The following is a 23,201-nucleotide window of genomic DNA, read 5'->3' as shown; positions in this document are numbered from 1 at the left end:
GCTGTCCCGGGCACCTTACGGGTGCTGTCGTCCGGTCGGCAGCTCAGCTGTCGCCACCAGCACCGTGCGGGCCGGGACGGTGCACACGTCGCCCGTCTTCAGCGTGGCCGAGGCCGCCGGGGCGCCGTCCGGCGCGGTGGTGTCCAGTACCACTTCGTACACGGCGCCGGTCCGGCCGGGTACGGCGAAGTCGACCGCGTCCGCTCCGGAGTTGAGGAGCGCCAGGAGGTCGGTGTCCGGTGCTGCCGCGCGGTCTCCGGCGAGGAGGAAGGCGAGGAAGCGGGTGGCCGGGTCGTCCCAGCGGGCCGGGGTCATCGGGCGGCCCTCGCGGTCGTACCAGGCGATGTCCGGGGGACTGCCGGAACCCGTCAGGAAGCTGGTGCGTTGGAGTACCGGGTGGTCGCGTTGCAGGGAGACCACCCGGCGCACGAAGTCGGTGAGGGGGTGGGTGCCGGCCAGTCGTACCAACTCGTGGGATTGTCCTGGCAGTACGCGTTGTTGTTGCCGCCTTGCGTACGGCCGAGTTCGTCGCCGCCGTGGAGCATCGTGCAGCCCTGGGAGAGGAGCAGGGTGGCGAGCATGTTGCGGCGCTGGCGTTCGCGGACGGAGACGATGGCCGGGTCCCTGGTCGGGCCTTCGACGCCGTAGTTGGCGGAGCGGTTGTCGTCCGTGCCGTCGCGGTTGTTCTCGCCGTTGGCCTCGTTGTGTTTCTGCGCGTAGGTGACCAGGTCGGTCAGGGGCATGCCGTCGTGGCAGGTGACGAAGTTGATGGAGGCGTCCGGGCCGCGCCGTTCGGGGGCGTACAGGTCGGAGGAGCCGGCGATCCGGCTCGCCAGGTCGCCGACGGCCGGGCGGCCCCGCCAGAAGTCGCGCACGGTGTTGCGGTAACGGTCGTTCCACTCGTTCCAGCCGGGCGGGAAACGGCCCACCTGGTAGCTGTCGGGCGCGCCGACGTCCCAGGGCTCGGCGATGAGTTTGACGCGGCCGACGACCGGATCCTGGTAGAGCAGGCCGAAGAAGGCGGCCAGCCGGTCGACGTAGCCGTACTGCCGGGCCAGGGTCGCGGCCAGGTCGAAGCGGAAGCCGTCGACGTGCGTCTCGGTGATCCAGTAGCGCAGCGAGTCCATGATCAGGCGCAGCACTTCGGGGCGGCCCGCGTTCAGGGTGTTGCGGGTGCCGGTCGTGTCGACGTAACGGGACGGGTCGGCCGGGTCCAGCCGGTAGTAGATCTCGTTGGCCAGGCCGCGGAAGCTCAGGGTGGGGTCGTCGGGCGGGCCTTCGGCGGTGTGGTTGTAGACGACGTCGAGGATCACTTCGAGGCCGGCGGCGTGCAGGGTCTTGACCATCGCCTTGAACTCGGTGATCTGGCCGCCCTCGTGGCCCGTCGAGCTGTAGGCGGCGTGCGGCGCGAAGAAGCCGATGGTGGAGTAGCCCCAGTAGTTGGTCAGGCCCCGGTCGAGGAGGAACGGCTCGGGGAGGAACTGGTGCACCGGCATCAGTTCCACGGCCGTCACGCCGAGGCGGTTCAGGTGCCCGGTGACGGCCGGGTGCGCCAGCCCGGCGTACGTACCACGCAGGGGCGCCGGCACCTCGGGGTGCTGCGCGGTCAGGCCCTTGACGTGCGTCTCGTACAGGAACGTCCGCGACCACGGGTGGCGCGGCGCCCGGTCGTCACCCCAGTCGAACGCCGTGTCGGCGACCAGCGGCAGCAGCGTGCGCGCCCCCGTCGGCTTCAGGGCCTTCGCGTACGGGTCGAGCAGCAGCCGGGACGGGTCGAAGCGCAGCCCCCGCTCCGGCGCGAACGGGCCGTGCGCGCGGTAGCCGTAACCCTGGCCGGGGCCCACGTCCGGGACGTAGGTGTGCCAGATGTCGCAGTCCACCGCCATCGGAAGCCGCCGCTCTCCGCCCTCGTCGAGCAGGCACAGTTCGACGGAGCCGCCGTACGCGCCCGCCGAGGAGTACACGGCGAAGGAGGTGCCGGAGCCGTCCCAGTGGGCGCCGAGCCGGTACGGGTCGCCGGGCAGGAGGGAGGTGGTCATCAGTCGTATCCGCCGAACATGAAGAGGGACGCCCGCTGGTCCGCCGGGTTCATCAGCCCGTGCAGATTGCCGCCCTTGAGGAGGGCGAGGTGCCCGGCGGGCAGCCGGCGCACCTCGAAGGAGCGCACCCGGCTGCCGGAGTCGGCCCAGTCGCCGATCACCATCAGCCCGTCGCCCTCCAGCATCAGGAAGACCTCCTGGTTGTCGCGGTGCCGGTGCAGGCCGATGCCGCAGGCCGGGTCGAGGACGTGCAGGTCCATGTAGGTGACGGCGAGGAAGGGTTCGACGTCGCCGCTCGCGTGCCCCTTGTTGCCGTACGCGTCGAGGTTGTACGGCTCCAGGGTGCGCCGCAGGTCGTCGGTGCCCGCCCAGCGGCCGTACTCGCTGAACAAAGTGCGGTATTCGAGGAAGCCGACGCCGCCGTGCGGGGTGGGACTGGTGCCGACGCCGAGGTAGTTGTCCCAGCCGCGGATCTTCATCTCGAAGCCCAGGCGTACCGATCCGGCGGGCGGGTCGGCCGAGCCGGCGCCGTCCGGGCTCGCGGTCCAGCGCACGTCGATGTAGCAGGGGAGCACGGGGTGCATGGCGTGCCGCGGGGCGACCAGCCGCAGGTCCTGGTTGGTCATCTGGTCGCGGTGGAAGTCCTGGCCGAGGCCGGTGACGAGGTCCGGGCGCGGTTGCAGCAGTCCGGAGTCGAGTGCCGTCCGGCCGCGAGGGCCGAGGAGGTCGCGGAGGCCGTCGCCGACCCGGCCCCACAGTTCGATCGTGTAGAAGTCGGTCTCCTCGTCGTACGGCACCCGGACCGGCACCGGGCGGCTGCCCTGGACGGACAGCACACAGCCGATGGCGTCACCGAGCTGACCGGCTTCGCGCCACAGCGCGGAGTCCGGGCCGCCCCGGTAGGACAGTTGGAGGAACGGGCCGCGCCAGTCACCGATCTCCGCCCAGCCGCGTACGGCCCGGGTGTCGGCGAGGGTGAAGTCACGGACGTTCTGCTTCTGGAAGTCGGTCTTGTCGTCCTGCTGCGTCGGGTCCAGCTGGTCCTGGTCGGGTGAGGCGGGTCCGTACAACTGGAGTGTGCGCAGCGGGAACAGGTGCTGGAGCGAGGCGGGTTCGTACAGCTCGCGTTCGGCGGCGAACCGGGTGCGCTCGACCAGGCCCAGCAGCTTCAGCAGCGGGTTGGCCTCCGCGTAGTCCGGGGCTTGACCGGGTCGACGCGGAAGACCGAGTCGGTGTGCACGATCTTGGGCATCGCGGGACCGCCTCAGGTGGTGTGGTAGAGGAACGCGACGAACTTCAGCGGCTCGGTGCCCGGGTTGCGGATGCCGTGCACGCCGCCGCTCTTGGTGTAGAGCACGCTGCCCGGTTTGACCGGCAGCTCACGGCACTTGACCGGGCCGATGCCGAAGACGGGCCGCTCCACCAGCGGGTAGTTCGCGGTCGTCGGGTCGTCGCCGTCGCTCATGTACGCGGTGCCGGTGCCGGAGACGACGTAGTACAGCTCCTCCGAGCCGATGTGCCGGTGGGTGCCCTCCACCGCGCCCGGCGGCACCGTCACCTCGTGGAAGAACACCAGGTCGCTGCCGAGTTCCCGCTGGAACAGCCAGCGCATCTGCACGATGTTGCCGTCCCGGCGCTCCGGGTTGCCCTCGTCGGTCATGGCGTTGCGGTAGTTGACCGGCGGGATCTGCGAGGCGTCCGGGATGAAGAAGCCGCGCTGGAAGTCGAGGAGGTAGTTGCTGTCGGCGACGGTGTTGAGGGGGTCGCTGGGCTCCTGGGTGCGCGGCTCCTGGTGGGAGCGGAGGTAGGCGTTGTCCCACTGCGGGTTGCCGAGCCGCTGGCCGGTCGGGTACAGCACGCCGTCCTCACGGAACGCCATCGCCACCTCGGAGACCGAGCCGAGCAGCGGGGACAGCTGCGGCACCCGCGTGATCGGCGCGTTGCAGCCCATCAGCGGCAGGACGCGGTGATCGTGCGCGGTGCCGTCCGGCGGCTCCAGCGTCTCCCAGATCTCCGTCGCGTACGCGCCGATCACCGGGTCCCAGTGCAGTGTGACGATGGCCTCGGCGGAGTCCGCCGGGTCCTCGCCGGTGACCTTCAGCCAGGCCTTCGTACGGGGCCCGAGCCGCCGGTTGAACTCCCTGGCCTGTTCCACGAGCCGGATGCCGGAGTACTCGATGCGCAGCATCGGGCACAGCTTGGTGCCGCCCAGGAAGACGTCGCCCTTGATGGCGGTGCCGTCCGCCGAGCCGCGCACCTCGGCGACGTAGTAGCGGTAGCGGGAGGAGCGGGTGGCGTTGAGGTAGCGGGCGTGGTAGATCCGGTCCGGGTAGAAGACGACACGGAAGATCTCGTTCTCGGGGTGGGTGTAGACCTCGTCGAAACGGCTGTCCATCTCACGGCCTCCCGACCCTGTCCAGCAGCACGTCGCCGACGCGGAAGGAGTTGGCCTCGATGGTCAGCGTCGGGTTGGCGCTGCCCGAGGTCGGCATGAACGCCCCGTCGGTGACGTAGAGGTTGTCGAAGTTCCAGGCCCGGCAGTCGGGGTCGAGGACGGAGTCCCGGGCGTTCGTGCCGAACCGGGCGCCGCCCAGTACGTGGTTGGCGATCCGTACCACCGAGCCGCCCACCGACCCCGAGCTGACGTCGCGCACGTCACCGCCGCGCACCAGGATCTGCCGGCACTGCTCGGCGAGGGTGTCCATCAGCGCCCGGTCGTGCGGGTGCCAGGTCTTGATGATGTACGCGACCGGGCGGCCCCACTTGTCCTTGACGCTCGGGTGCAGCTCGATGCGGTTCTCCCGTTGCGGTACCTGGTTGGCCATGAACGCCACGGACAGGCGCCGCCCGAAGCTCTCCTCCAGGTAGTCCTCGAAGCCGTTGCCGACCAGGCTCGTGTCGTAGAGGTAGCCCTTCCACATGGTGTCCATGTCCATCGCGTGCCAGGTGCGGGCGAGGGAGATGGGCAGGGCGCCGTCGGAGGTGTTGTTGTAGATCACGCCGCCCGCCCACAGGCCCTGGGCGCGGAACCACTCGGGGCGCGCGCAGTGGTCGGTGGCCCAGTCCGAGTCCAGCGTCTTGGACTTGTCCGAGCGGTCCGGCACGATGCACTGCGCGCCGCCGAAGCAGTGCGTCAAGAAGTAGCGCCCCAGCAGCCCGTGGGCGTTGACGCGCTTGTCGAAGGCCGGGTCGAGCAGCCCGGAGAGCTGGAGCAGCCGTACGGACTCGATGGCCGAGCAGGCCACGACGACGGTGCCGGCGGTGAGGGTGCGCGGGCGGCCGCCGGGGTCGCGGTAGTGCACCTTGGTCACGCGCGGGCCGTCCGCCTCCAAGTGGGTGACGGTGCAGTTGGCCCGCAGGTCCAGGCCGCCGCTGCCGTTGACGTCGCGCAGCGGCGCCAGCAGCGACACCCAGGCGTTGGACTTCAGGCCCAGCGGGTCGCCGTAGCGGTTGACGAACGCCGTCTTGATGGTGTCGGTGTCGGCGGGCACCGTACGGCCGCTGGGCGCGTGGTCGCGGGTGATGACCGCGAGCGGGGTGCGGTAGCGGCGCATGCCGAGCGCGTCCATGCCGGCGGCCGCGTACGCGCTGATGGGATTGGGCTCCAGCGGCGGCTGGTAGCGGTCCCGGGACGGGACCTTGGCCTGCCCGTCCCAGGTCCCGTTGATGCCGACGAGCTCCTCGGCCTTGGTGTAGTACGGCTCCAGCGCGGCGTAGTCCAGCGGCCAGTCACGGGCCTCCCGGCGCACCTCGCCGCCCGGGTCGTCGCGCAGGTCGCCGCGCGACGCGTTGAGGGTGGCCAGCCGCAGGTCCTCCGGGGTGAAGCGGGGAGAGACACCGCCGTACAACTGGGTGCCGCCCCCGACGACCTGGGCGGTGTAGCCCTCGATGGTGACCCGGTCCCGGCCGTCGCTGTCGCGGTAGACGTGCGGCTCGTCGTTCAGGTCCGGCTCCACATGGCTGGAGAAGTACGACTCGCCGGTGTTGGCCACGCCCTGCACGGTGATCCGCTTCTCCGACCCGGTGGCGAAGCACTCGTCGCGCTTGAAGTCCGACAGGCCGGTGGGGCTCTGCGCCTGGGTGCGCAGCAACGGCCCCTTCTCCAGCACGACCACCCGGTGGCCGGCCCGTACGAGCGTATGGGTGAGCGGTGCGCCGCCCGCGCCGCTGCCAATGACGACGACTTCGGCACTCTCCCCGTCCATGCCGTCCTCCACTCAGCCGCGGTAGTCGGTGTTGTGGCCCAGCGGCGCCTCCAGCGCCCGCCGCCAGTCGAAGAGCGTGCCGTCCCGCGCGTCCCGGAACCGGCTCTCCAGGTACATCCAGCCCGCCGCGCCGGAATTCCCGCCGTGTTTGGGATGGGCGAAGGCACCGGTCATCGCGTGCCAGCGCAGGAGCAGCAGGAAGAACCGCGGACTTCCGTAACGGGAGTAGTCCCAGCCGTCGACCTTCTCCGTTTCCATCTGCCGGTAGAGATCCGCGTACAGCTCCGCGGGCGCGGCCGCCGGATCAAGGCCGCCGAAACGGGAGCGGATGATTTCCCCGATGATTTTGAGGCAGGTGTGGTAATCATCGGCGTGGTGCTGTTCCTGGCGGGCGATCAGTTTGTCGATGTAGTTGACCGTACCCACCTCGTCGTCCAGCAGATATGCCAGCGGGAATTCCTCGTCCCGGCTCGCGCGGTCCAGCGACTCGTACACCCCGCGGATCAGCCGCCGGTTCTCGTCGAGCCGGAAGGGCAGCAGATGGCACACCAGCCGGCCCAGCAGGTCGCGCTCGGTACGGCTGAGCGACAGCGGCACGGTGCAGGCGTCGGTGAAGAAGCGGGACCACGGCTCGCCGTTGTCCAGCACGGTGCGCTGCGGGTTGACCGGGTCGAGCGTGTAGACCCCGTCCACCGCGAACTTGTACGTGTGGACCTGCCCTTTCGGGACGCGCACGGTGGTGGCGGAGAAGCCGGTCGGCTCACCCGCGAACATCAGCGGACGCAGCGGCACCGGCGAGTGCAGCGGCCCGAAGGTGCCCAGTACGGCCACCGGGGCAGGCGCGGTGCGGCGGCCGTCGTAGACGAACGTCACGTCGTTGTACGGATACGAAGCGGCCGCCGACGACCCGTCCCAGTGCGCGTCCACGACCGGGAAGCGCCACGCCTCGCAGATCGCCGCCCGTTCGTCGCCCGGCGCGTACTGCCCGAAATCATGGCGCGCGTCCCGGCTTTCCCTGGCGAGGTATTTGGTGCAGTGATTGAGAATGTACTGATCGTCCTTCTCGATGACCTCGATCTTCACCGCGCACCTCCGGGACGGCTTGAGGTGCCATCGAAAGTATTGCGCGCGGCGGGGGTTGTCCACGCCGTCGGCAGACGCCGTATCGTGCCGGTATGCGCGCCGCTTGGTACGAGAACAGGGGTCCGGCCCGAAAGGTGTTCCAGGTGGGGGAGCTGCCCACTCCCGAGCCCGGCCCCGGGGAACTGCGCATCCGGCTGGCGTACTCCGGCATCAATCCCGGGGACGTGAAGAAGCGGCAGGTGTGGCTGGGATCCGCCGCCCCCGCCTTTCCGCGTACCGTGCCGCACAGCGACGGAGCGGGGGTGGTGGACGCGGCCGGTGACGGGGTGTCGGTCGCCTGGATCGGCCGCCGCGCCTGGTGCTCGTACGCCCAGAGCTACCGCCCCTACGGGACCGCCGCCCAGTACACCGTCGTCCCCGAGGGCTGCGTCGGCGCCCTGCCCGACACCGTCTCCGCCCAACAGGGCGCCTGCCTCGGCATCCCCGGCATCACCGCCCACCGCGCGGTCTTCGCGGACGGCCCGGTGGCCGGGCGGACGGTGGTCGTGGCGGGCGCCCTGGGCAGCGTCGGCCGCGCCGCGGCCGTTCTGGCGCGGCGGGCGGGCGCGCAGGTCATCGGCACGGTCAGCCGTCCCGGCCAGATCGCCGCGCTACGGGAACTGGGCGTGGACCGCGCGGTGTGCGCCGGGGACGACGTGGTGGACGCGGTACTGGCCCTGACCGGCGGACGCGGCGCCGACCGGGTCGTCGAGGTCGCCTTCGACGCCAACGCCGCCCTCGACGCGCGCCTGCTCGCCCCGGGCGGCACCGTCACCGCCTACGCCACCCACGAACCCGCCCCCGCGCTGCCCTTCTGGCCACTGGCCTTCAAGAACGCGACCGTGCGGCTGCTCGGTTACGACGACTTCCCCCGGGAAGCGGTACGCCTGGCCCTGCCCGACATCACCGCGGCGGCCGCCACGTCCGCGCTGCGCTATCCGGTCGCGGCCGTGCACCCGCTCGACGACGTCGCCGCCGCGCACGAAGCGGTCGAACATCCGGGGACGCCGGGGCGGGTGCTGCTCGCGTTGCCGGACTGAGGGGCCGGAGGGCCGGGGCGGCTCGGGAGGACCCTGCGCCGGGGCAGGTGGCCGAACGCCGCCCGGTACGGCCGGACTGGGCCGTACGGCGTACATACCCGCGCGGAATGCGGGCACCCGGGCCGATCAGGGCAGGACCCCGAGGTGAGAGGAGACGCAGATGGTGGCGGAGGCCCGTAACGGGAGGCGGCCGCGCGTGGTGATCGTGGGGGCGGGCTTCGCCGGGTACGAATGCGCCCGCACGCTCGCCAAGAAGTCCCGCGGTGCCGCGGAGATCGTGCTGATCAACCCCAACGACTACTTCCTCTACCTGCCGTTGCTGCCCGAGGTCTCCGCCGGGATCCTGGAGCCGCGCCGGGTCTCGGTGTCGCTGACCGGCACCCTGCCGGGCGTCCGGCTGGTGCTCGGCCAGGTCGGCGGCGTCGACCTGGACCGCCGCCGGGTGGAGTACACCGACCCGGAGGGCCGTACCGGCTCGCTCGGCTACGACCGTCTCGTGCTGACCGTCGGCAGCGTCAACAAGCTGCTGCCCATCCCGGGCGTCGCCGAGCACGCGCACGGCTTCCGCGGCATGCCCGAGGCGCTGTACCTGCGGGACCACATGACCCGCCAGATCGAGCTGGCGGGTGCCGCCGAGGACCCGGCCGAGCGGGCCGCCCGGATGACCTTCGTGGTGGTCGGCGCGGGCTACACCGGCACCGAAGTCGCCGCGCACGGTGTGACGTTCACCCGGTCGCTGGCCCGCCACAACGTCGGCCTGCGCGGCGCACCGCAGCCCCGCTGGATCCTGCTGGACCTCGCCGACCGGGTCCTGCCCGAACTGGACCACCGGCTGTCGCGCACCGCGCACCGCGTGCTCAGCAAACGCGGCGTCGAGATCCGCACCAAGACCTCCGTCAAGGAAGCCACCTCCGAGGGGTCCTCCTGGACGACGGCACGTCCGTCGACACCCGGTCGCTGATCTGGTGCGTCGGCGTCCGCCCGGACCCGCTGGTCGAGTCGCTGGGGCTGCCCACCGAACGCGGCCGGCTGTGCGTGGACGAGTTCCTCGCCGTGCCCGGCCACCCCGAGGTGCTCGCCTGCGGCGACGCCGCCGCCGTACCGGATCTGACCCGGCCGGGCGAGACGACGCCGATGACCGCCCAGCACGCGCAGCGCCAGGGCAAGGTCGCGGCCCACAACGTCGCCGCCTCCTACGGGCAGGGCGAGCCGCGCGCCTACAAGCACCACGACCTGGGCTTCATGGTCGACCTCGGCGGGGTGCAGGCCGCCGCCAACCCGCTGCACGTCCCGCTGTCCGGCCCGGTCGCCAACGCCGTGACCCGCGGTTACCACCTGATGGCGATGCCCGGCAACCGGGTCAGGGTCGCCGCCGACTGGCTGCTGGACGCGGCCCTGCCGCGCCAGGGCGTCCAGCTGGGCCTGGTGCGCTCCTGGTCGGTGCCGCTGGACACGGCGGCGCCGGAGCTGGCCCGGATACCGGCGGACGGACGCGCGGGGAAGCAGGCCGGGGACGCGGAGAAGGCGGACGGGCCCGCGGCGAAGGCAGCCAAGAACGACGCACCAGACCGGCGGACGACACCGGGTACATCCGGAAAAACAGGGGAACCGGAGGGCTCGGGGGGATCGGACGCACCGGGGGAGAACACCGGCCCGAAGGACCGGCCCGAGGCGGCCGGAAAGCAGTCCGACGGGCCCCGAAAAGCGGAAGGAACCTGATGAGCACGCAGAACACCCCGGACGAGGACACACGGTACGACCGGCTGCGCGAGCTGGGACAACAGCTGCGCGTCGACTCCGTACGCGCCGCCGACGCCGCCGGCTCCGGCCACCCGACCTCCTCGATGTCCGCGGCCGACCTGGCCGCGGTCCTGCTCGACACGCATCTGCGCTACGACTTCGACGCCCCCGAGAACCCCGGCAACGACCACCTGATCTTCTCCAAGGGACACGCCTCGCCCCTGGTGTACGCCATGGGCAAGGCGGCCGGGGCCCTCACCGACGAGCAGCTGCTGACCTTCCGCAAGAACGGCAGCCTGCTGGAAGGGCACCCCACTCCGCGCATCCCGTGGGTGGACGTGGCCACCGGTTCGCTCGGCCAGGGGCTGCCCTTCGGCGTCGGCCTCGCGCTGGCGGGGCGCGACCTGGACCGGGTCCCGTACCGCGTGTGGGTGGTGTGCGGCGACAGCGAGATGGCCGAGGGCTCGATGTGGGAGGCGTTCGAGCACGCCGGGTACGAGAAGCTGGCCAACCTCACCGCGATCATCGACGTGAACCGGCTCGGCCAGCGCGGCGCCACCCGGCACGGCTGGGACCTGGACGCCTACGCGCGCCGCATCCGGTCCTTCGACTGGCACACGATCGAGGTGGACGGCCACGACGTGGCGGCCGTGGACCGCGCGTACGCCGAGGCGGCCGCCACCACGGACCGGCCCACCGCGATCATCGCGAAGACCCGCAAGGGCCAGGGCGTGCGCGAGGTGGCCGACCAGGAAGGCAAGCACGGCAAGCCGCTGAAGGACGCGGGGGAGGCCATCGAGGAGCTGGGCGGCGCCCGTGACCTGCACGTGGAGGTGCACCGGCCGCGCGACGCCGCACCACGCCCGCGGACCGGCGGCGGCGCGCCCGAACTGCCGGACTACAAGGTCGGTGACTCCGTCGCCACCCGCAACGCCTTCGGCGAGGCCCTCGCCGCGCTGGGCGCCGCCCGCGAGGACGTGGTGGCGCTGGACGGCGAGGTCGGCGACTCCACCCGCGCCCAGATGTTCGGCGACGCCCACCCCGACCGGTACTTCCAGTGCTACATCGCCGAGCAGCAGATGGTGGCCGCGGCGGTCGGCATGCAGGTACGCGGCTGGGTCCCGTACGCCACCACCTTCGCCGCCTTCCTCGCCCGCGCCTACGACTTCGTCCGGATGGCCGCCGTCAGCCGGGCCGACCTCAACCTCGTCGGGTCGCACGCGGGCGTCGCCATCGGCGAGGACGGCCCCTCGCAGATGGGCCTGGAGGACCTGGCCGCGTTCCGCGCCGTGCACGGCAGCACCGTGCTGTACCCGTGCGACGCCAACCAGGCGGCCCGCCTGACCGCCGCCATGGCCGACGCGAGCGGCATCCGCTACCTGCGGACCTCCCGCGGCGAGAGCCCGGTCATCTACGGGCCCGGGGAGGACTTCCCGATCGGCGGCAGCAAGACGCTGCGCGCCACGCCCGAGGACCGGGTCACCCTCGTGGCCGCCGGGGTGACCGTCCACGAGGCGCTGGCCGCCGCCGACACCCTGGCCGAGGAGGGCGTGGCCGCCCGCGTCATCGACCTGTACTCCCTCAAGCCGGTGGACCTGCCGACGCTGCGGGAGGCCGCCGACGTCACCGGGCGGATCATCACCGTGGAGGACCACCACCCCGAGGGCGGCCTCGGCGACGCGGTGCTGGACGCCTTCACCGACGGCCGGCCGGTGCCGCGCCTGGCCCGGCTCGCGGTCCGCACCATGCCGGGGTCGGCGTCCCCGGAGGAGCAGCTGCGCGCGGCGGGCATCGACGCCCAGGCGATCGCGGCGACGGCCAGGGGGCTGCTCACCTCGACGCCGTGAGGCACCGTGGGCGCCCGCGGCGGCGGCCCTGTCCCCCTCGGGGGCCGGGGCCGCCGTCCGCTCCCGGCCCCTCACTTCGCCTTACGGATCTCCTCCGCGCCCTTCTTGTCGAGCGCAGCGCGCACCAGCGCCGCCGCCAGCACGGCGGGCTCCGTCTTCTTCCCGGCGGCCTTGAGCAGCGCGTCGGGCGTGGTCGGCAGCCCGACGCGCTCCGCTCCCTGCAACGCCTTGGCGTCCAGGTGCGGCGCAAGCTCGGGCCACACGGCCTGGGCCTCCCGCAGGAAGATGTCGACGCCGGCCGGCCCGAGGCCGGGGACCTCGCGCAGCAGCTTGCGCAGCCGGTCCGTGTCGCCGTCCGCCGCGTCCCGTATCCGGCGCAGGTCACCGCCGTACGTGCCGAGCAACAGCTCGGCGCCGTCCCCCAGTTGGGTCGCGGTGCGTTCGTCGTAGCGCCGGTAACCGCCCTCGCCGAGGGCGTCCACCCGCTGCTGCCAGGTAGCGTCCTTCATCCGCCGCGCGGACCGCAGGCCCGCCTTGGACAGCGCGCGGCTCGCCGCCACCGCGATGTTCGCCTGGATACGGGCGCTGAGCAGGCAGGAGAGCACCAGCAGCTGGTACAGCGGCTGCGGCGTGTCCTTCAGGCGGATACCGGCCTCGTCGGCGTAGGTCCGGCCGTAGGTGTCCAGAAGGGCCCGGGCCCTGGCGCGCTCGCTGCTCATGACCGCCTCCCGGACGTCGTGTCGTGCAGGGGTGTGTCCACGGTGTCCACGATGCCGTACATCTTCCTCACGTCCTGGTTTGCTCAACTGGCACGGCGTTTCCCGGCCCGCGTACCCACCCGGTGGCCGGACCACCCGTCAACTCCCGTACGCTGCTCCTTCGACCGGAGGGGTTGGTGATTCCGGAGCCACAGGGGCTGCCGGGGGCCAGTGGAGTGAATGCGGGGGACCATGAACAGAACACGGAGCGTGGGTACGGCGGCGGTCGTGGCCGCGATGGTGCTGGCGGTGGGGGCCCCGGCCGGTGCGGCACAGCCCGCCGGATCGTACGGCGCCACCACGTCCGTCGGCGTCCACAACGCCTACGAGAAGACCAAGTACCCGTACTTCGCCGACGCGTTGGACTCCGGCGCGGGCCTCGTCGAACTGGACGTGTGGACCAACGCGCTCGGCAAGTCCTGGCGGGTCTCGCACAGCAACCCGTTCGGCAACAACAGCAACTGCGTCAACGCCGCCACCGCGGGCGAGCTGCGCACCAAGAAGCGCGACCAGGACCTCGGCGGCTGCCTCGCCGACATGAAGGCGTGGCACGACGCCCACCCCGGCCACCGGCCGGTCATGGTCAAGGTCGAGATGAAGGACGGCTTCAACGACAAGGGCGGCCGGGGCCCGGCCGCCTTCGACGCGCTGGTCCGCGCCAAGCTCGGCGACGCGGTGTACGGGCCCGGTGACCTGGCCGCCGGCCACCGCGACCTCGACGAGGCCGTACGGGCGGACGGCTGGCCCGCCCGCTCCGCACTGAACGGCAAATTCCTCTTCGAGCTGATACCCGGCACGGTCGAGGAGAGCAACCCGCTCGACAAGCTGTGGACCGACCGCGAGTACGCCACCCACCTGAAGAACCTCGCCGCCCAGGGCAAGCTCGCGCAGTCCACCGCCTTCCCCGCGGTGCACGGCGCGGCCAAGGGCGACCCGCGCACCCGGTACGCCGACGCGGCGCTGCGCCCCTGGTTCGTGGTCTTCGACGGCGACGCCGCGACGTACCTGAAGGACGGCATCGACACCGCCTGGTACGACAGCCGCCACTACCTCCTGATCATGACGGACGCGCACAAGGTGCCCCCGGTCATCGACGGCACCAAGCCCACCGAGGCCCAGGCGCAGGCCCGGCTGAACCAGCTCGCCGCCGCCCACGGCAGCATCGCGACCGCCGACTGGTACCCGCTGCCGAAGGTCCTCAAGACGGTGGTGCCGCGCGGGAAGTAGCGCGTACGGGCGCGCCGCCTCAGACCCGCTCCGCGGTGGCGCGCCGGTACAGGGCGGCGGTGTCCGGGCCGAACCGACTGCTGTACGAGGTCGCGTCGTCGCCGCCCTCGTCCAGGCCGCCGACGGCCCCGGTCACCGTACCGAGGCCGGTGTCCGGGTCGACGCCGGTGAGCATCGGCCCGCCGCTGGTCCCGTTGGGGAAGCCGGCGCAGTCGAAGCGCAGCTGGCCGGGGACCGCGGTGGTGGTGTTCTGGCAGCCGACGGGCGTCTCGCGGTCGTCGGGATAGCCGACGGTCCGGGTCGGCAGGCCGGCGGGCGGGTCGAAGCGGATCCGCTCGGCGCCGGTCAGTTCCTCGACGCGCTGTGCGCCGGGCCCGCCGCCGTGCGGTCGGCGCACCCGCACGAACGCCACGTCGTGCGCGTCGTCGCGGTCGTCCGCCCAGCGCGGATCGACGTCGATACGGGTCGGCACCCACACGCCGTACGGCAGGACGCCGTCGTGGTAACCGGGCGCGAAGACGAGATTCGTACGGAAACCGCGGTCGTAGACGCAGTGTGCCGCGGTCACGAGCAGGTCGCCCGCCGGGGCGTGCACCACGCTCGCGGTGCAGTGGTGGTCGGCGTCGCCGTCGCCGCCCGGCGAGAAGAGCGGGCCGACGGCGGGGGAGACGGCGGCCGGGGCGGCTTCGAGGGGCCGGGAGACCGGCAGGTCGGCTGTCTTCGCAGGTGGTGCGGCAGGCGCCGGGTCCGTCGCCACGGCGGACTCCGCTGCCCGGCCCGCCGCCGCGCGGGTGGTGACGCGGGGCGGGGCGGGGTGTTCGGTGTACGGGCCGGAGAGCAGCGTGTCGGCGGCCGCGTCCCCGTCGGCCGCTTCCTCGGCGTACGAGCCCGTGGCCGGGTCGCCGGACGCCAGATACCCGCCGTGTGTGAACGACCGTACGGCCAGGGCCGTTCCGGCGCAGGTCAGGGTGAGCGCGGCGCAGAGGCCGAGAGCGGCGGCGGTCCGGCGGCGCCGGTACGGCCCGTTCGGGGCCGGGGGGCGTGCGGATCGGCCGCGCTCGGTGGTACTCACCAGCAGATCATACGGTTCATGCGGCTCACACGGCTCACGCGGTTCCGGGGCGATCTTCCCGTACCGCGCAGGGCCGGAACCCTCCGGCCGCTCAGGCGCCGAGCGCGCGCATCAGCATCGGGAACGACGCCACCAGCTCACGCTCCCAGTAGGGCCAGCCGTGCCCGCCCTTGGATGCGCACACGGTCGCCGGGATGCCCAGCTGGGCCAGCTTCCCGCGCAGCTCCTGGTTCATCCCGTACACGGTCCGCTCGACCGGATCCTGGGTCCCGTGCACGGGTGGATCGGTGCAGCGTGCGGGCGACGGCGTGGGCGGACGGTCGCCGTCGCCCCACGACCAGCCCGGACCGCCGTCGGTCGTCCCGTCCCCGTACGAGAGGTACAGCGGGGTGCCGCGCAGCGAGGCCGCCTGTTCCAGCGGGCTGTTGCGCTTCCACAGCCACTGCTGGCGCAGGTCGGCCGGGTCGTTCGTATCGAACGGGTAACCCGGCTCGCCCCAGACGCGCTTCCAGTCGACGAGGCAGGTCAGCGCGCCCAGCTTGACGGCGTCCGGCCCGGAGAAGCCGCCGTCGGGCGACCGGTACAGCGGATGGACGGCACCGCTGTACGAGGCGGCGGCACGGAACATGCCGGGGCGCGCCGCGGTGAACTTCAGCGCACCGAGCCCGCCCATCGACAGACCGGCGACGGCGCGTGTCGTCCCGGCCCGGTAGTCACGTTCCAGCAGCGGGCGCAGCTCGTCGAGGAGGTAGGTCTCCCAGGCCGGGGAGCCCCACTTCCCGCCGTTGTACCAGTTGCTGTAACTGCTGCATCCACTGGTCTCCGGCATGACGACCAGGACGTCACGGTCGGCGGCCAGCTGCTCGACATGGGTGTTGGCGGTCCAGTCCTTGTGGTTGCCGCCACCGCCGTGCAGCAGCCACAGCACCGGCCACATACGGGAGGCGTTCTTCGACCAGCCCTTCGGCAGCAGCAGCCGGACCCACTTGACCGGTGCGTCGGTCGTGGGGGACGAGATCCCGAGGTCGAGCATCCGGTCGCCGACCGGCACCTCGGCGACGACGCGGGCCGGGTTGCGGGCCTGATCGCGCGCCGGGCCGCTCGCGGGGCCGTCCGCAGCGTACGCGGGCTGTCCCGTCGCCGGGACCGTGAGGAACGGCAGCAGCAGAGCCAGCACCAGGCCCGCGGAGCCCGCGCCCCACGGCCGGCGAACGCGGGGGAGTCGCCGCGGCCGCATGGTCACACTCCCGTGTTGTGCCGGATCAGCGTCTCGGCCAGGCCCGCTTCGTTGGGGAAGTCCATCGGGACGATGCCCAGTCCCGCCCACCCGCGCGCCTCCGCGCCGTTCAGGAAGTTCTTCACCTGCGGGTTGAGCCGGTCCGCGTTGGAACGCGGGGGCAGCAGCGCGGCGGTGCTCACGTAATTCATGAACAGCTTGCCGGGTTCCCTGGCGGCCTTCCGGAACTGCCCCTCGACCAGCGGATACTTGCGCAGCGGCTCGGCCATGTAGTCGTCCTGGATGTCGAAGACGCGCGGATCGGCGTACCGCACTCCCGGCATCCCGTCGGAGTCGCCCAGCAGTACGACCTTGCCTCGGGCCTGCCCGAGGGAGGGCAGCGTGCCGTCCAGCCGGAACAGCGACCGCCAGCCCTTGCCGTCCAGATAGATGTCGAAGATCCGCCGGAACTCCGCCGCGCTCTCCTCGGAGTACTCCTGCTTGACGCGCATCAGCACGGTCTCCGACGGATGCGCCTGGAGGAACGCCCGGCACGCCACCAGCACATCGCCGAACATCAGCTTCTGGAAGAACGCGCCGTGGTGGATCGCGAAGGCCGAGTCGATCGCCCGGCAGCGTACGTCCAAGAAGCGGATGCCGCTGTCCAACTGCTCCGCGATGGAGGTGTTCTGGCAGACGACCCAGGGGCCGCCGTACCGTGCTCCGGAGTCGTGCGTGCCCGGGATGGAGAGCCGCTGCATCGCCGTACTGTCCGGGAGGGCCGACATCCAGTCCTGTACGGAGGCGGCGCGCCGCGACCGCCCGGCCGTACGTCCGACGGCCGGTGCCGCGGCGGACAGCCCGCTCCCGGCCCCCACCAGCACGCCTGCGGCCGACATCGCTGCCGTCCCCTTCAGGAAACCCCGCCGGTCCATCCGTCCACCCCGGTCTCTCCGCCGCTCTGCCGCCCCTGCGCGAACAGGTGATCGGCAGCATCGAAGCACAGGAAGCGGACGCTGAACAGGCGGCGGTGCGAACGCGCGGAGAAGGCCGCGGTACCTGGTGCCCGTACGGCCGTCAATCGGTCCCCGTACGGCAGTCAGTCGTCCTCGGGGCGCTCGCGGGGCGGTGACGTCAGGCCGGGCCAGCAGTCGAGCATCCGCTCGCGCAGCGCGCCGGCGAGGCGGCCGAGGCCGTGCAGGTCGTCGCGGTCGGCGGTGAGCCGGGCGACGACACCGAGCCGGTACGCCAGCCGCTGCCGCGCGGTGACCGTGCCCCACGCCCAGTCCTCCTCGGGGAGCCGGGCGAGGTGGTCGGCGGTCCCGCGATGCGCGCGCTGGACCAGCGCGTCCCCCGGAGCAGCCAGCCCGCGCACGCGTCGACGAGATCACCGGGCGGCGCGCTGCCGGTCACCGCCTCCCAGGCCTCCCCGTACGCGGCTTCCGCCTCGCGCAGCAGCGGCCCGGGCGTGTCCGTGACGCACCAGCAGGTCGGGAAACCCATGCGCAGGTAGGCGAGTTCGGTGAGGCCGTTACCCAGGGCGGACTGCTCGAAGTCGATGAACCGGACGCCGTCCGGGGTGTGCAGGTCGTTGCCGGGGCACGGGTCACCGTGCAGCAGGGCACGGCCGGGCGCGGTGCCGAGCCGCCCTAGCAGGGCCGTCAGTTCGGCGTCGGTCCCGTCCGGCACCGGAACCGCGAGGCGGCCGGCGAGGGCGAGGAAGGCGTCGATGTCCGCGCGTACCGGGCCCTTCCAGGCGGGCAGGGACACCTGGTCCGTGGGGGCGGACGCGGTGGCCGCGTGCAGGCGGGCCAGGGCCGACGCGTACCCGACCGCCCAGTCCGGCGACGGCCGCCGGTGTTCCACGTGCTCCAGCACCAGGACGCGCGCGCCGGGGTCCGTGCCGAGCAGCCGCGGCACCACCGGGGGCGTCACCCGTGAGGCCAGCCGCAGCGCGGCCACCTCACGGGCGTACCGCTCGTCGGCGTCCGCGCTCTCCACGGCCTGTTTGACCACCGCGGGCGCGCCGCCCAGTTCGACCCGCCACACCCGGGAACGCGGGCTGCTGCCCAGCCGTACCGCGTGGCGGGCCGGGCCGAGCCGGTCCCGCAGGGCGTCCGTGAACGGCAGTTCTGTGGCCATGCGCGCATGGTCGCACGGGGTGATCACCACCGTCGCCGGATTTACGCCCCGCCCACGGGCCGCGTCCCCTGCCCGCCTCCTCACAGCCGTGGGAAGAGATCCGTGAACGGCTCGGCGGACGTCGTGATGCCCCGGCTGAACGGCGCGTCGAAGTCCCACACCAGGAAGAGCAGGAAGGCGATCAGCGCGCTGAAGACGGCGGCCATCAGCAACTCCCGCCCCGACCTGCGGATCTGCAAGGTGAAGATCAGCCCGATGGTGATCACGGCACCGGTGATCAATCCGAACCAGACCACCGGCGGCAGCGTCGGCTCGATGCTGTCCGCCCGCGCGTTGCGGGCGTCGTCCGCCGTGGAGACCTGGTCGAGCAGGGGCTGGTAGTTCTGCCCCTCGTAATCGTCGCGCGGCCGGTAGTCGGTCACGTCGGCCCGTACCTTGGCCAGCAGTTCGGCGCCCCGGTCGGTGACCTGCCCCCGCTCGGCCATGGCCGGCCACTCCTGGTGGACGAGGTGGGAGACATAGGCGTCGACGTCCGCGCGGACGCGGTCCCGGGTGGCCTCCGGGTAGGCCCGTACCCGCTCGCTCACCTCGTGCAGGGCCTGCGCCTCGGTCCGTACGGTGTCCTCGGCGGCACCGCGGGCCTCCCAGACCCCGGCGATCGCGAGGCCCAGGACGATCGCGTACACCACCCCCACCATCATCGTCATGTACTCGATGACGTCGGGCGTCTCGGAGGGGTCGTCGTCCTCGCCGATGCGGCGCTGTTTGAGGACCGTGATGGTCAGGACGACGGCGCAGACGGCGGCCATCGCGATGGTCAGTACCAGCCATTCCGACAAGGTGGCCTCCTACGAGGAACGGCGCCCGGACGCACCGGACGAGCTGGACGAACGGGGGCGCAGCGCGGCGGCCGCCAGCACGGCGGGCGCGGTGATCAGCAGCATCGTGGTGACGACCGAATGGCCGCTGTGCTGCTTGCCGGCCGACGGGACGTACGCGCGCGGCAGGACGACCGACGGGCTCGGCGTCGGGGTGGGACGCGGTGACGCGGGACTGCTGGACGGTGGCGGTGGCACCGGAGCCGCGGACTTGCTGGGAGTGGGACGGGGCGCGGCCTGCGTCGGCCCGGGCACGGCGGGAGCGGGCGGCCGGGGCTGCGGGCGTGACGGCGTGGGGGTAGGCGTGGGCGTGGGCCGGGGCTTCGGGGGAGGGGTGTACGTGGGGGTGGGCGACGGCGGTGTGGGTGTGGGCCTGGGCGGTTCGGTGGGGGTGGGGCTCGGGGTGGGAGTCGGAGTGGGCGTGGTGCAGGGCCAGTGCCAGTCCGGCGGCATCGGCCAGCCGGTCGGCCCGTGCACCGGCGCGTGCCCCCGGCGGTCGCGCACGCGTCGGCGGGCCGCGCCGCGGCGGCGGGCGGCCGGGCCTGCGCGGCGCGCGGCGCGAGCAGCACGGCGAGAGCCACCAACAGCGGTATCAAAAGTGCAGGTTGGGCGCTGCGGAAACGTTGCGATCCCTTCACGCCCGTGATGTTGCGCAACGCCGGCCGCCGTCAGCCGCCGAATGGCTGCGATTCCCCCGAACGAATGGAATATCGCCCGGTCGCCTGCGGGAGAACAGCCGAGGTGTTCGCATGCGGCCGTACGCCGTCCCCCGTGCCGCCCCACGACACCGGGGGCTTCGCGATCATTACAACCATCCGGCTCCCCGGCACGTCTGACCGCGTATGAAAAGATCTATGGCACGTACACGGAGGCAGCGCCTGGCCGGGGCGGGGGCGGCGGCCCTGCTGACGGCACTCGGCACGGTGGCGACGTTCGGCGGCGCGACACCGGTGGCCGCGGCCGGCGGCCGGCAGGCCACGGGGGCGCAGCTGAAGGCCGAGCACATCATGAACACGTACTACATACCGAAGTACCGGGCGTCGGCCCCTGACGAGGGACCGACCGAGTACCGGATCAGCCTGAAGTCGACCGGACGCGCTGCCAACGGTGAGCCGCTGACGGTCAAGAACGTCAAGGTGAACATCGACCTGGCCGCCCTCAAGGGCAAGGTGCGCGTCGCCTGGGAGAACACGGGCTCCCACTGCAAGCTCTCGGATTCTGTCATGACCTGCGCGCTGGGGGACATTCAGGGCGCGCTGTTCACCCCGTTCCGCCTGCTGCCGGAGCCGGGTGCGGCGCTGGGCCCTGCCGGGGACATGAACATCACCGTGACCAGCGCCAACGCCCCCACCGTCCGGCACACCACCCACGTCGTCATGGGGGCGCCGGTCCTGACCGCCCGGCAGAGCAAGCCGCTGACCGAGGTGCGGCCCGGGTCCGAGCTGCGCATGACGCCCGCCTTCGGCAACAAGGGGGACACCGCGATCGACGACGGTTTCCTCGTCCTGCTGACGGCGGAGCAAGCGACGCTGCGCAAGCAGTACAGCAACTGCCGCTACGACAAGGCCGTGGCCCCCACCAAGGCGCTGTGCGAGCTGCCCGGCCCGCTGCCCGCCGGGGCGGCCTACGAGACCGACGGGCCGTTGACGGCCGTGGTCGACAAGACGGCGATGTACGGCAAGGTCTACTACACCGTGCTCCGGGCGCACGACCCCCTCGACAACACCCTCCTGCCCGCCTCGTCACCGCGCGGCACCGGAGGACCGCTGGGCGTGCGCCCCGTCGACGGCAGCGGGGACGACTTCACCCCGACCGCGTACTGGAAGGCCGAGATGGCCGGCGGCACCCTGGACTTCAGCACGAACCAGATCAACGACCTCCAAGCCGTCGGATTCACCATCAAGGGCAAGATCGGCCAAGTGGTCGACACGCAGGTGCCCTACCCGCGGAACTTCCAGGGCGGCCTGATGCGGGTGAAGCTGCCCGCCGGCGTCAGCCTGGTGCCGAACAAGCCGGGGGACCACCCGAGCGAAGACTCCTACTGCGGATACGCCGCGCAGGGGAACGGCCTGGTGCACTGCTTCGGAACCCTCGACCGCAACACCTATCTGCGGGCCCGCATCGACAAGCGCGTGCCGGGCGCCCAGGGCAGCATCACCGCCGACTCGGACCCGGCGATCGACCCCGACCAGGAGAACAACACCGCGCCGGTGAAGGTCGAATACGTCGGCTGAAGCCGGAAGCCCGAGGGCGGGAGCCGGAAGCCGGAGAGCGGTAGCCGGACGCCGGACGCCACGGCCACGTACCTGCACAACTCCTGAACGGACACATTGCCCGGACCGGCAGACGAGCGGTAGGCAGTCTCCATGACTGCCTACCGCACCCCGTACCCGTCGCGGAACTGCACGTCCAGGTGCGCACCGTCCGTTCCGGCGGACGTACGGAACTGGTCGAGGGCGAACTGACCGCGAACGGCGAGACGGTGATGCTGGCACGGGCCTGGCGCATGGCCGCCGGCCCGGCCGACACCCCGCAGCTGCGCCCAGAGGCCGAGCCGCCGCCCCTCCCCGGCCCGCAGACACCGCACACCATGGCCGGAACGCAGCCGTACGGCTACATCGCCGCCATGGAATGGCGCTTCGAGCCCGGAAAGTGCTTCGACACCCCGGACCGGACACGCCGCTGACGCGCGCTCACCCTGGCCGACAGCAACTGGGCGGTCGCCTTCCAGCTCGACCACGTCCGCCAGTTCGTCATCAACACCGACATCACCCTGGCGCTGCACCGGGAGCCGGTCGGTGGATGGCTCTGCATACGGTCGGCTACGGCCGCGAGTCCTGGGGGTCGGGGCTGGCGGCTGGTCAGCTCTTCGACGGCGTGGGGGATTGTGGGCGCATTTTGCAGACGCTGATGGTGGCTGGGCGGTGATGCGGCCACAGCGTGTGCGAGGAGATCCGGACGTGTGCGAAGAGGCCGGAAAATGCGGCAGGTTTCCTGGAACCGGCGAAAGCGGACAACTTTGGAAAGTCTGATTTGACTCCTTTTTAGGAAACATTGAGCCTTTTCAGCGTTGCCGCTCCAGGGTGAGGACAGCCCTGGCGATTGACGTCATTCGATTCGGGCTGCAGCGGGCGTGACGGAAGATCCTCCAGGTCTTCAGCCGGGCGACACCACGCTCGACCGGGACTCTTGTGCGGGCGAGCGCGTGATTGACGGTCTTCTGGGTCAGGGTGAGCTCTTGGCGGGGTCGTCGTTTGACCGCCGTGGTCAGCCAGGGGCCGGCTCCTTGGTAGGCGAGGTCGGCCACGAGTGGGACGCCCTGGCGTCCGCAGATCCTGATGATCCGGTGGGTGCGGGCGGCGGTGAGGTCATGGGTTCGGCCCGGCAGAGCGGGCGAGAGCCACAGCAGCCGTCCCGCCGGATCCGTGACCACCTGCACGTTCACTCCGTGACGCCGGTGCCTGGCCGAGTAGTCCGCCTGGCCGTCGCCGACGCGGTCGCACTCGACAAGAGTCCCGTCGAGCAGGGCGAAGCCGGGATCGCTCTCCCGCAGGACCTTGAGCAGGCCCGGCGCACGGACGGCGAGCAGAGTGATGACGGCGCCGACGTAGGCGTGAGCGGTCCCGACGGAGATGCCGAAACCGGCCGAGAGCTGGGCAAGCGTGTCGTGGCGGCGCAGGTACACCAGACCGATCAGGGCACGCTGGTGCGGCGGGAGCTTGCACCGGCGGTCACCTTCGCGGGTGACGATGAGCATCGTGACCCACTCGACCACGGCGTGCGGCAAGTCGAGTGCGGCAGGATAAGGAACCAACGAGGCACCTGCGCTGTTGAGTCGAGACGTTGAACACCTCCCTCAACGGCACGGGTGCCTCGTGCGTTGCGCACCGCCTCACCATCACCCGATCAGTGGGC

General features: G+C 72.0%; 19 protein-coding genes and 3 pseudogenes. 8 read left to right on the top strand and 14 right to left on the bottom strand.

The annotated features are described in order from the left end of the window. Positions 1-15: 15 nt before the first annotated feature. The 6 genes from ACEXOX_RS04910 to ACEXOX_RS04885 form a co-directional block, all read right to left on the bottom strand. A complete protein-coding gene (locus ACEXOX_RS04910) occupies positions 16-420 on the bottom strand; it encodes a hypothetical protein (RefSeq protein ID WP_406519249.1) in 405 nt (134 codons plus the stop codon). Next, positions 369-2,039 carry a glycogen debranching protein GlgX gene (gene glgX, locus ACEXOX_RS04905; protein WP_406519248.1) on the bottom strand — a complete coding sequence of 557 codons (1,671 nt, stop codon included), beginning with the start codon at positions 2,037-2,039 and terminating at the stop codon, positions 369-371. The genes ACEXOX_RS04910 and glgX overlap by 52 nt, the downstream gene beginning before the upstream one ends. After that, complete coding sequence (locus tag ACEXOX_RS04900; protein WP_406519247.1) at positions 2,039-3,109, bottom strand: hypothetical protein; 1,071 nt, start codon at positions 3,107-3,109, stop codon at positions 2,039-2,041. Before ACEXOX_RS04900 ends, glgX begins: the two co-directional genes overlap by 1 nt. Before the next feature lie 194 nt (positions 3,110-3,303). Then, positions 3,304-4,434, bottom strand: a complete 1,131-nt coding sequence (locus ACEXOX_RS04895) for a cupin domain-containing protein (protein ID WP_406519246.1) — start codon at positions 4,432-4,434, stop codon at positions 3,304-3,306. A gap of 1 nt (position 4,435) precedes the next feature. Next, positions 4,436-6,244, bottom strand: coding sequence for a GMC oxidoreductase (locus ACEXOX_RS04890; RefSeq protein ID WP_406519245.1), 1,809 nt, complete (start codon positions 6,242-6,244; stop codon positions 4,436-4,438). Between the two features lie 12 nt (positions 6,245-6,256). Beyond that, a complete protein-coding gene (locus ACEXOX_RS04885; protein WP_406519244.1) occupies positions 6,257-7,327 on the bottom strand; it encodes a gluconate 2-dehydrogenase subunit 3 family protein in 1,071 nt (356 codons plus the stop codon). 92 nt (positions 7,328-7,419) lie between these two features. Between ACEXOX_RS04885 and ACEXOX_RS04880 the strand changes: the two genes are divergently transcribed. The 3 genes and pseudogenes from ACEXOX_RS04880 to ACEXOX_RS04870 all read left to right on the top strand — a co-directional run bounded on the left by ACEXOX_RS04880 (position 7,420) and on the right by ACEXOX_RS04870 (position 11,993). Next, positions 7,420-8,406, top strand: coding sequence for an NADPH:quinone reductase (locus ACEXOX_RS04880; RefSeq protein ID WP_406519243.1), 987 nt, complete (start codon positions 7,420-7,422; stop codon positions 8,404-8,406). A 160-nt stretch (positions 8,407-8,566) separates the two neighbouring features. Continuing rightward, a pseudogene (locus ACEXOX_RS04875) lies at positions 8,567-10,125 on the top strand (NAD(P)/FAD-dependent oxidoreductase). Further along, positions 10,125-11,993, top strand: a complete 1,869-nt coding sequence (locus ACEXOX_RS04870) for a transketolase (protein ID WP_406519242.1) — start codon at positions 10,125-10,127, stop codon at positions 11,991-11,993. Before ACEXOX_RS04875 ends, ACEXOX_RS04870 begins: the two are co-directional and overlap by 1 nt. A gap of 71 nt (positions 11,994-12,064) precedes the next feature. Here the strand turns inward: ACEXOX_RS04870 and ACEXOX_RS04865 are convergent, their stop codons facing one another. Beyond that, positions 12,065-12,712, bottom strand: coding sequence for an endonuclease (locus ACEXOX_RS04865; RefSeq protein WP_406519241.1), 648 nt, complete (start codon positions 12,710-12,712; stop codon positions 12,065-12,067). Positions 12,713-12,943: 231 nt separating this feature from the next. Here ACEXOX_RS04865 and ACEXOX_RS04860 point away from each other — a divergent pair, with 231 nt between their 5' ends. Then, positions 12,944-13,978, top strand: coding sequence for a phosphatidylinositol-specific phospholipase C domain-containing protein (locus ACEXOX_RS04860; protein WP_406519240.1), 1,035 nt, complete (start codon positions 12,944-12,946; stop codon positions 13,976-13,978). Between the two features lie 19 nt (positions 13,979-13,997). On the opposite strand, the gene ACEXOX_RS04855 is transcribed toward ACEXOX_RS04860, so the two are convergent. The 6 genes and pseudogenes from ACEXOX_RS04855 to ACEXOX_RS04830 all read right to left on the bottom strand — a co-directional run bounded on the left by ACEXOX_RS04855 (position 13,998) and on the right by ACEXOX_RS04830 (position 19,541). Further along, positions 13,998-15,050 carry a trypsin-like serine peptidase gene (locus ACEXOX_RS04855; protein ID WP_406519239.1) on the bottom strand — a complete coding sequence of 351 codons (1,053 nt, stop codon included), beginning with the start codon at positions 15,048-15,050 and terminating at the stop codon, positions 13,998-14,000. A gap of 91 nt (positions 15,051-15,141) precedes the next feature. After that, positions 15,142-16,287 (bottom strand): alpha/beta hydrolase, encoded by a 1,146-nt coding sequence (locus ACEXOX_RS04850; RefSeq protein WP_406519238.1) that lies wholly within the window; start codon positions 16,285-16,287, stop codon positions 15,142-15,144. Positions 16,288-16,289: 2 nt separating this feature from the next. Continuing rightward, entirely contained in the window at positions 16,290-17,201 is a 912-nt protein-coding gene (locus ACEXOX_RS04845; RefSeq protein WP_406519237.1) for a phosphatidylinositol-specific phospholipase C domain-containing protein, read from the bottom strand. A 164-nt stretch (positions 17,202-17,365) separates the two neighbouring features. After that, positions 17,366-18,408, bottom strand: a pseudogene (locus tag ACEXOX_RS04840) (phosphotransferase family protein). 80 nt (positions 18,409-18,488) lie between these two features. Continuing rightward, on the bottom strand, positions 18,489-19,247 hold the full coding sequence (locus ACEXOX_RS04835) for a DUF4239 domain-containing protein (protein WP_406519236.1): 759 nt from the start codon (positions 19,245-19,247) through the stop codon (positions 18,489-18,491). Between the two features lie 9 nt (positions 19,248-19,256). After that, positions 19,257-19,541, bottom strand: a complete 285-nt coding sequence (locus ACEXOX_RS04830) for a hypothetical protein (RefSeq protein WP_406519235.1) — start codon at positions 19,539-19,541, stop codon at positions 19,257-19,259. Between the two features lie 599 nt (positions 19,542-20,140). Here ACEXOX_RS04830 and ACEXOX_RS04825 point away from each other — a divergent pair. From ACEXOX_RS04825 to ACEXOX_RS04810, 4 genes and pseudogenes are all read left to right on the top strand, one after another. After that, positions 20,141-21,520: a hypothetical protein gene (locus ACEXOX_RS04825; RefSeq protein ID WP_406519234.1), complete on the top strand. Its 1,380-nt coding sequence runs from the start codon at positions 20,141-20,143 to the stop codon at positions 21,518-21,520. 83 nt (positions 21,521-21,603) lie between these two features. Next, positions 21,604-21,972, top strand: a complete 369-nt coding sequence (locus tag ACEXOX_RS04820; protein ID WP_406526230.1) for an acyl-CoA thioesterase domain-containing protein — start codon at positions 21,604-21,606, stop codon at positions 21,970-21,972. A gap of 12 nt (positions 21,973-21,984) precedes the next feature. Then, positions 21,985-22,077, top strand: a pseudogene (locus tag ACEXOX_RS04815) (thioesterase family protein); the annotation flags it as partial. 11 nt (positions 22,078-22,088) lie between these two features. Continuing rightward, positions 22,089-22,214: a hypothetical protein gene (locus ACEXOX_RS04810; RefSeq protein WP_406519233.1), complete on the top strand. Its 126-nt coding sequence runs from the start codon at positions 22,089-22,091 to the stop codon at positions 22,212-22,214. 136 nt (positions 22,215-22,350) lie between these two features. Here the strand turns inward: ACEXOX_RS04810 and ACEXOX_RS04805 are convergent, their stop codons facing one another. Continuing rightward, entirely contained in the window at positions 22,351-23,100 is a 750-nt protein-coding gene (locus ACEXOX_RS04805; protein WP_406518867.1) for a transposase family protein, read from the bottom strand. Positions 23,101-23,201: the final 101 nt, after the last annotated feature.

The sequence above is a fragment of the Streptomyces sp. Ac-502 genome (assembly GCF_045222935.1).
Classification (GTDB): Bacteria; Actinomycetota; Actinomycetes; order Streptomycetales; family Streptomycetaceae; genus Streptomyces; species Streptomyces monomycini.
This window is presented reverse-complemented; position numbering and strand designations above follow the sequence as displayed.

Excerpts from the sequence above, each read along its gene's own strand:
- glgX (WP_406519248.1), bottom strand. The coding sequence starts at position 2,039 with ATGACCACCTCCCTCCTGCCCGGCGACCCGTACCGGCTCGGCGCCCAC.
- ACEXOX_RS04895 (WP_406519246.1), bottom strand. The coding sequence starts at position 4,434 with ATGGACAGCCGTTTCGACGAGGTCTACACCCACCCCGAGAACGAGATC.
- ACEXOX_RS04890 (WP_406519245.1), bottom strand. The coding sequence starts at position 6,244 with ATGGACGGGGAGAGTGCCGAAGTCGTCGTCATTGGCAGCGGCGCGGGC.
- ACEXOX_RS04880 (WP_406519243.1), top strand. The coding sequence starts at position 7,420 with ATGCGCGCCGCTTGGTACGAGAACAGGGGTCCGGCCCGAAAGGTGTTC.
- ACEXOX_RS04870 (WP_406519242.1), top strand. The coding sequence starts at position 10,125 with ATGAGCACGCAGAACACCCCGGACGAGGACACACGGTACGACCGGCTG.
- ACEXOX_RS04865 (WP_406519241.1), bottom strand. The coding sequence starts at position 12,712 with ATGAGCAGCGAGCGCGCCAGGGCCCGGGCCCTTCTGGACACCTACGGC.
- ACEXOX_RS04860 (WP_406519240.1), top strand. The coding sequence starts at position 12,944 with ATGAACAGAACACGGAGCGTGGGTACGGCGGCGGTCGTGGCCGCGATG.
- ACEXOX_RS04850 (WP_406519238.1), bottom strand. The coding sequence starts at position 16,287 with ATGCGGCCGCGGCGACTCCCCCGCGTTCGCCGGCCGTGGGGCGCGGGC.
- ACEXOX_RS04845 (WP_406519237.1), bottom strand. The coding sequence starts at position 17,201 with ATGGACCGGCGGGGTTTCCTGAAGGGGACGGCAGCGATGTCGGCCGCA.
- ACEXOX_RS04825 (WP_406519234.1), top strand. The coding sequence starts at position 20,141 with ATGGCACGTACACGGAGGCAGCGCCTGGCCGGGGCGGGGGCGGCGGCC.
- ACEXOX_RS04810 (WP_406519233.1), top strand. The coding sequence starts at position 22,089 with ATGGCTCTGCATACGGTCGGCTACGGCCGCGAGTCCTGGGGGTCGGGG.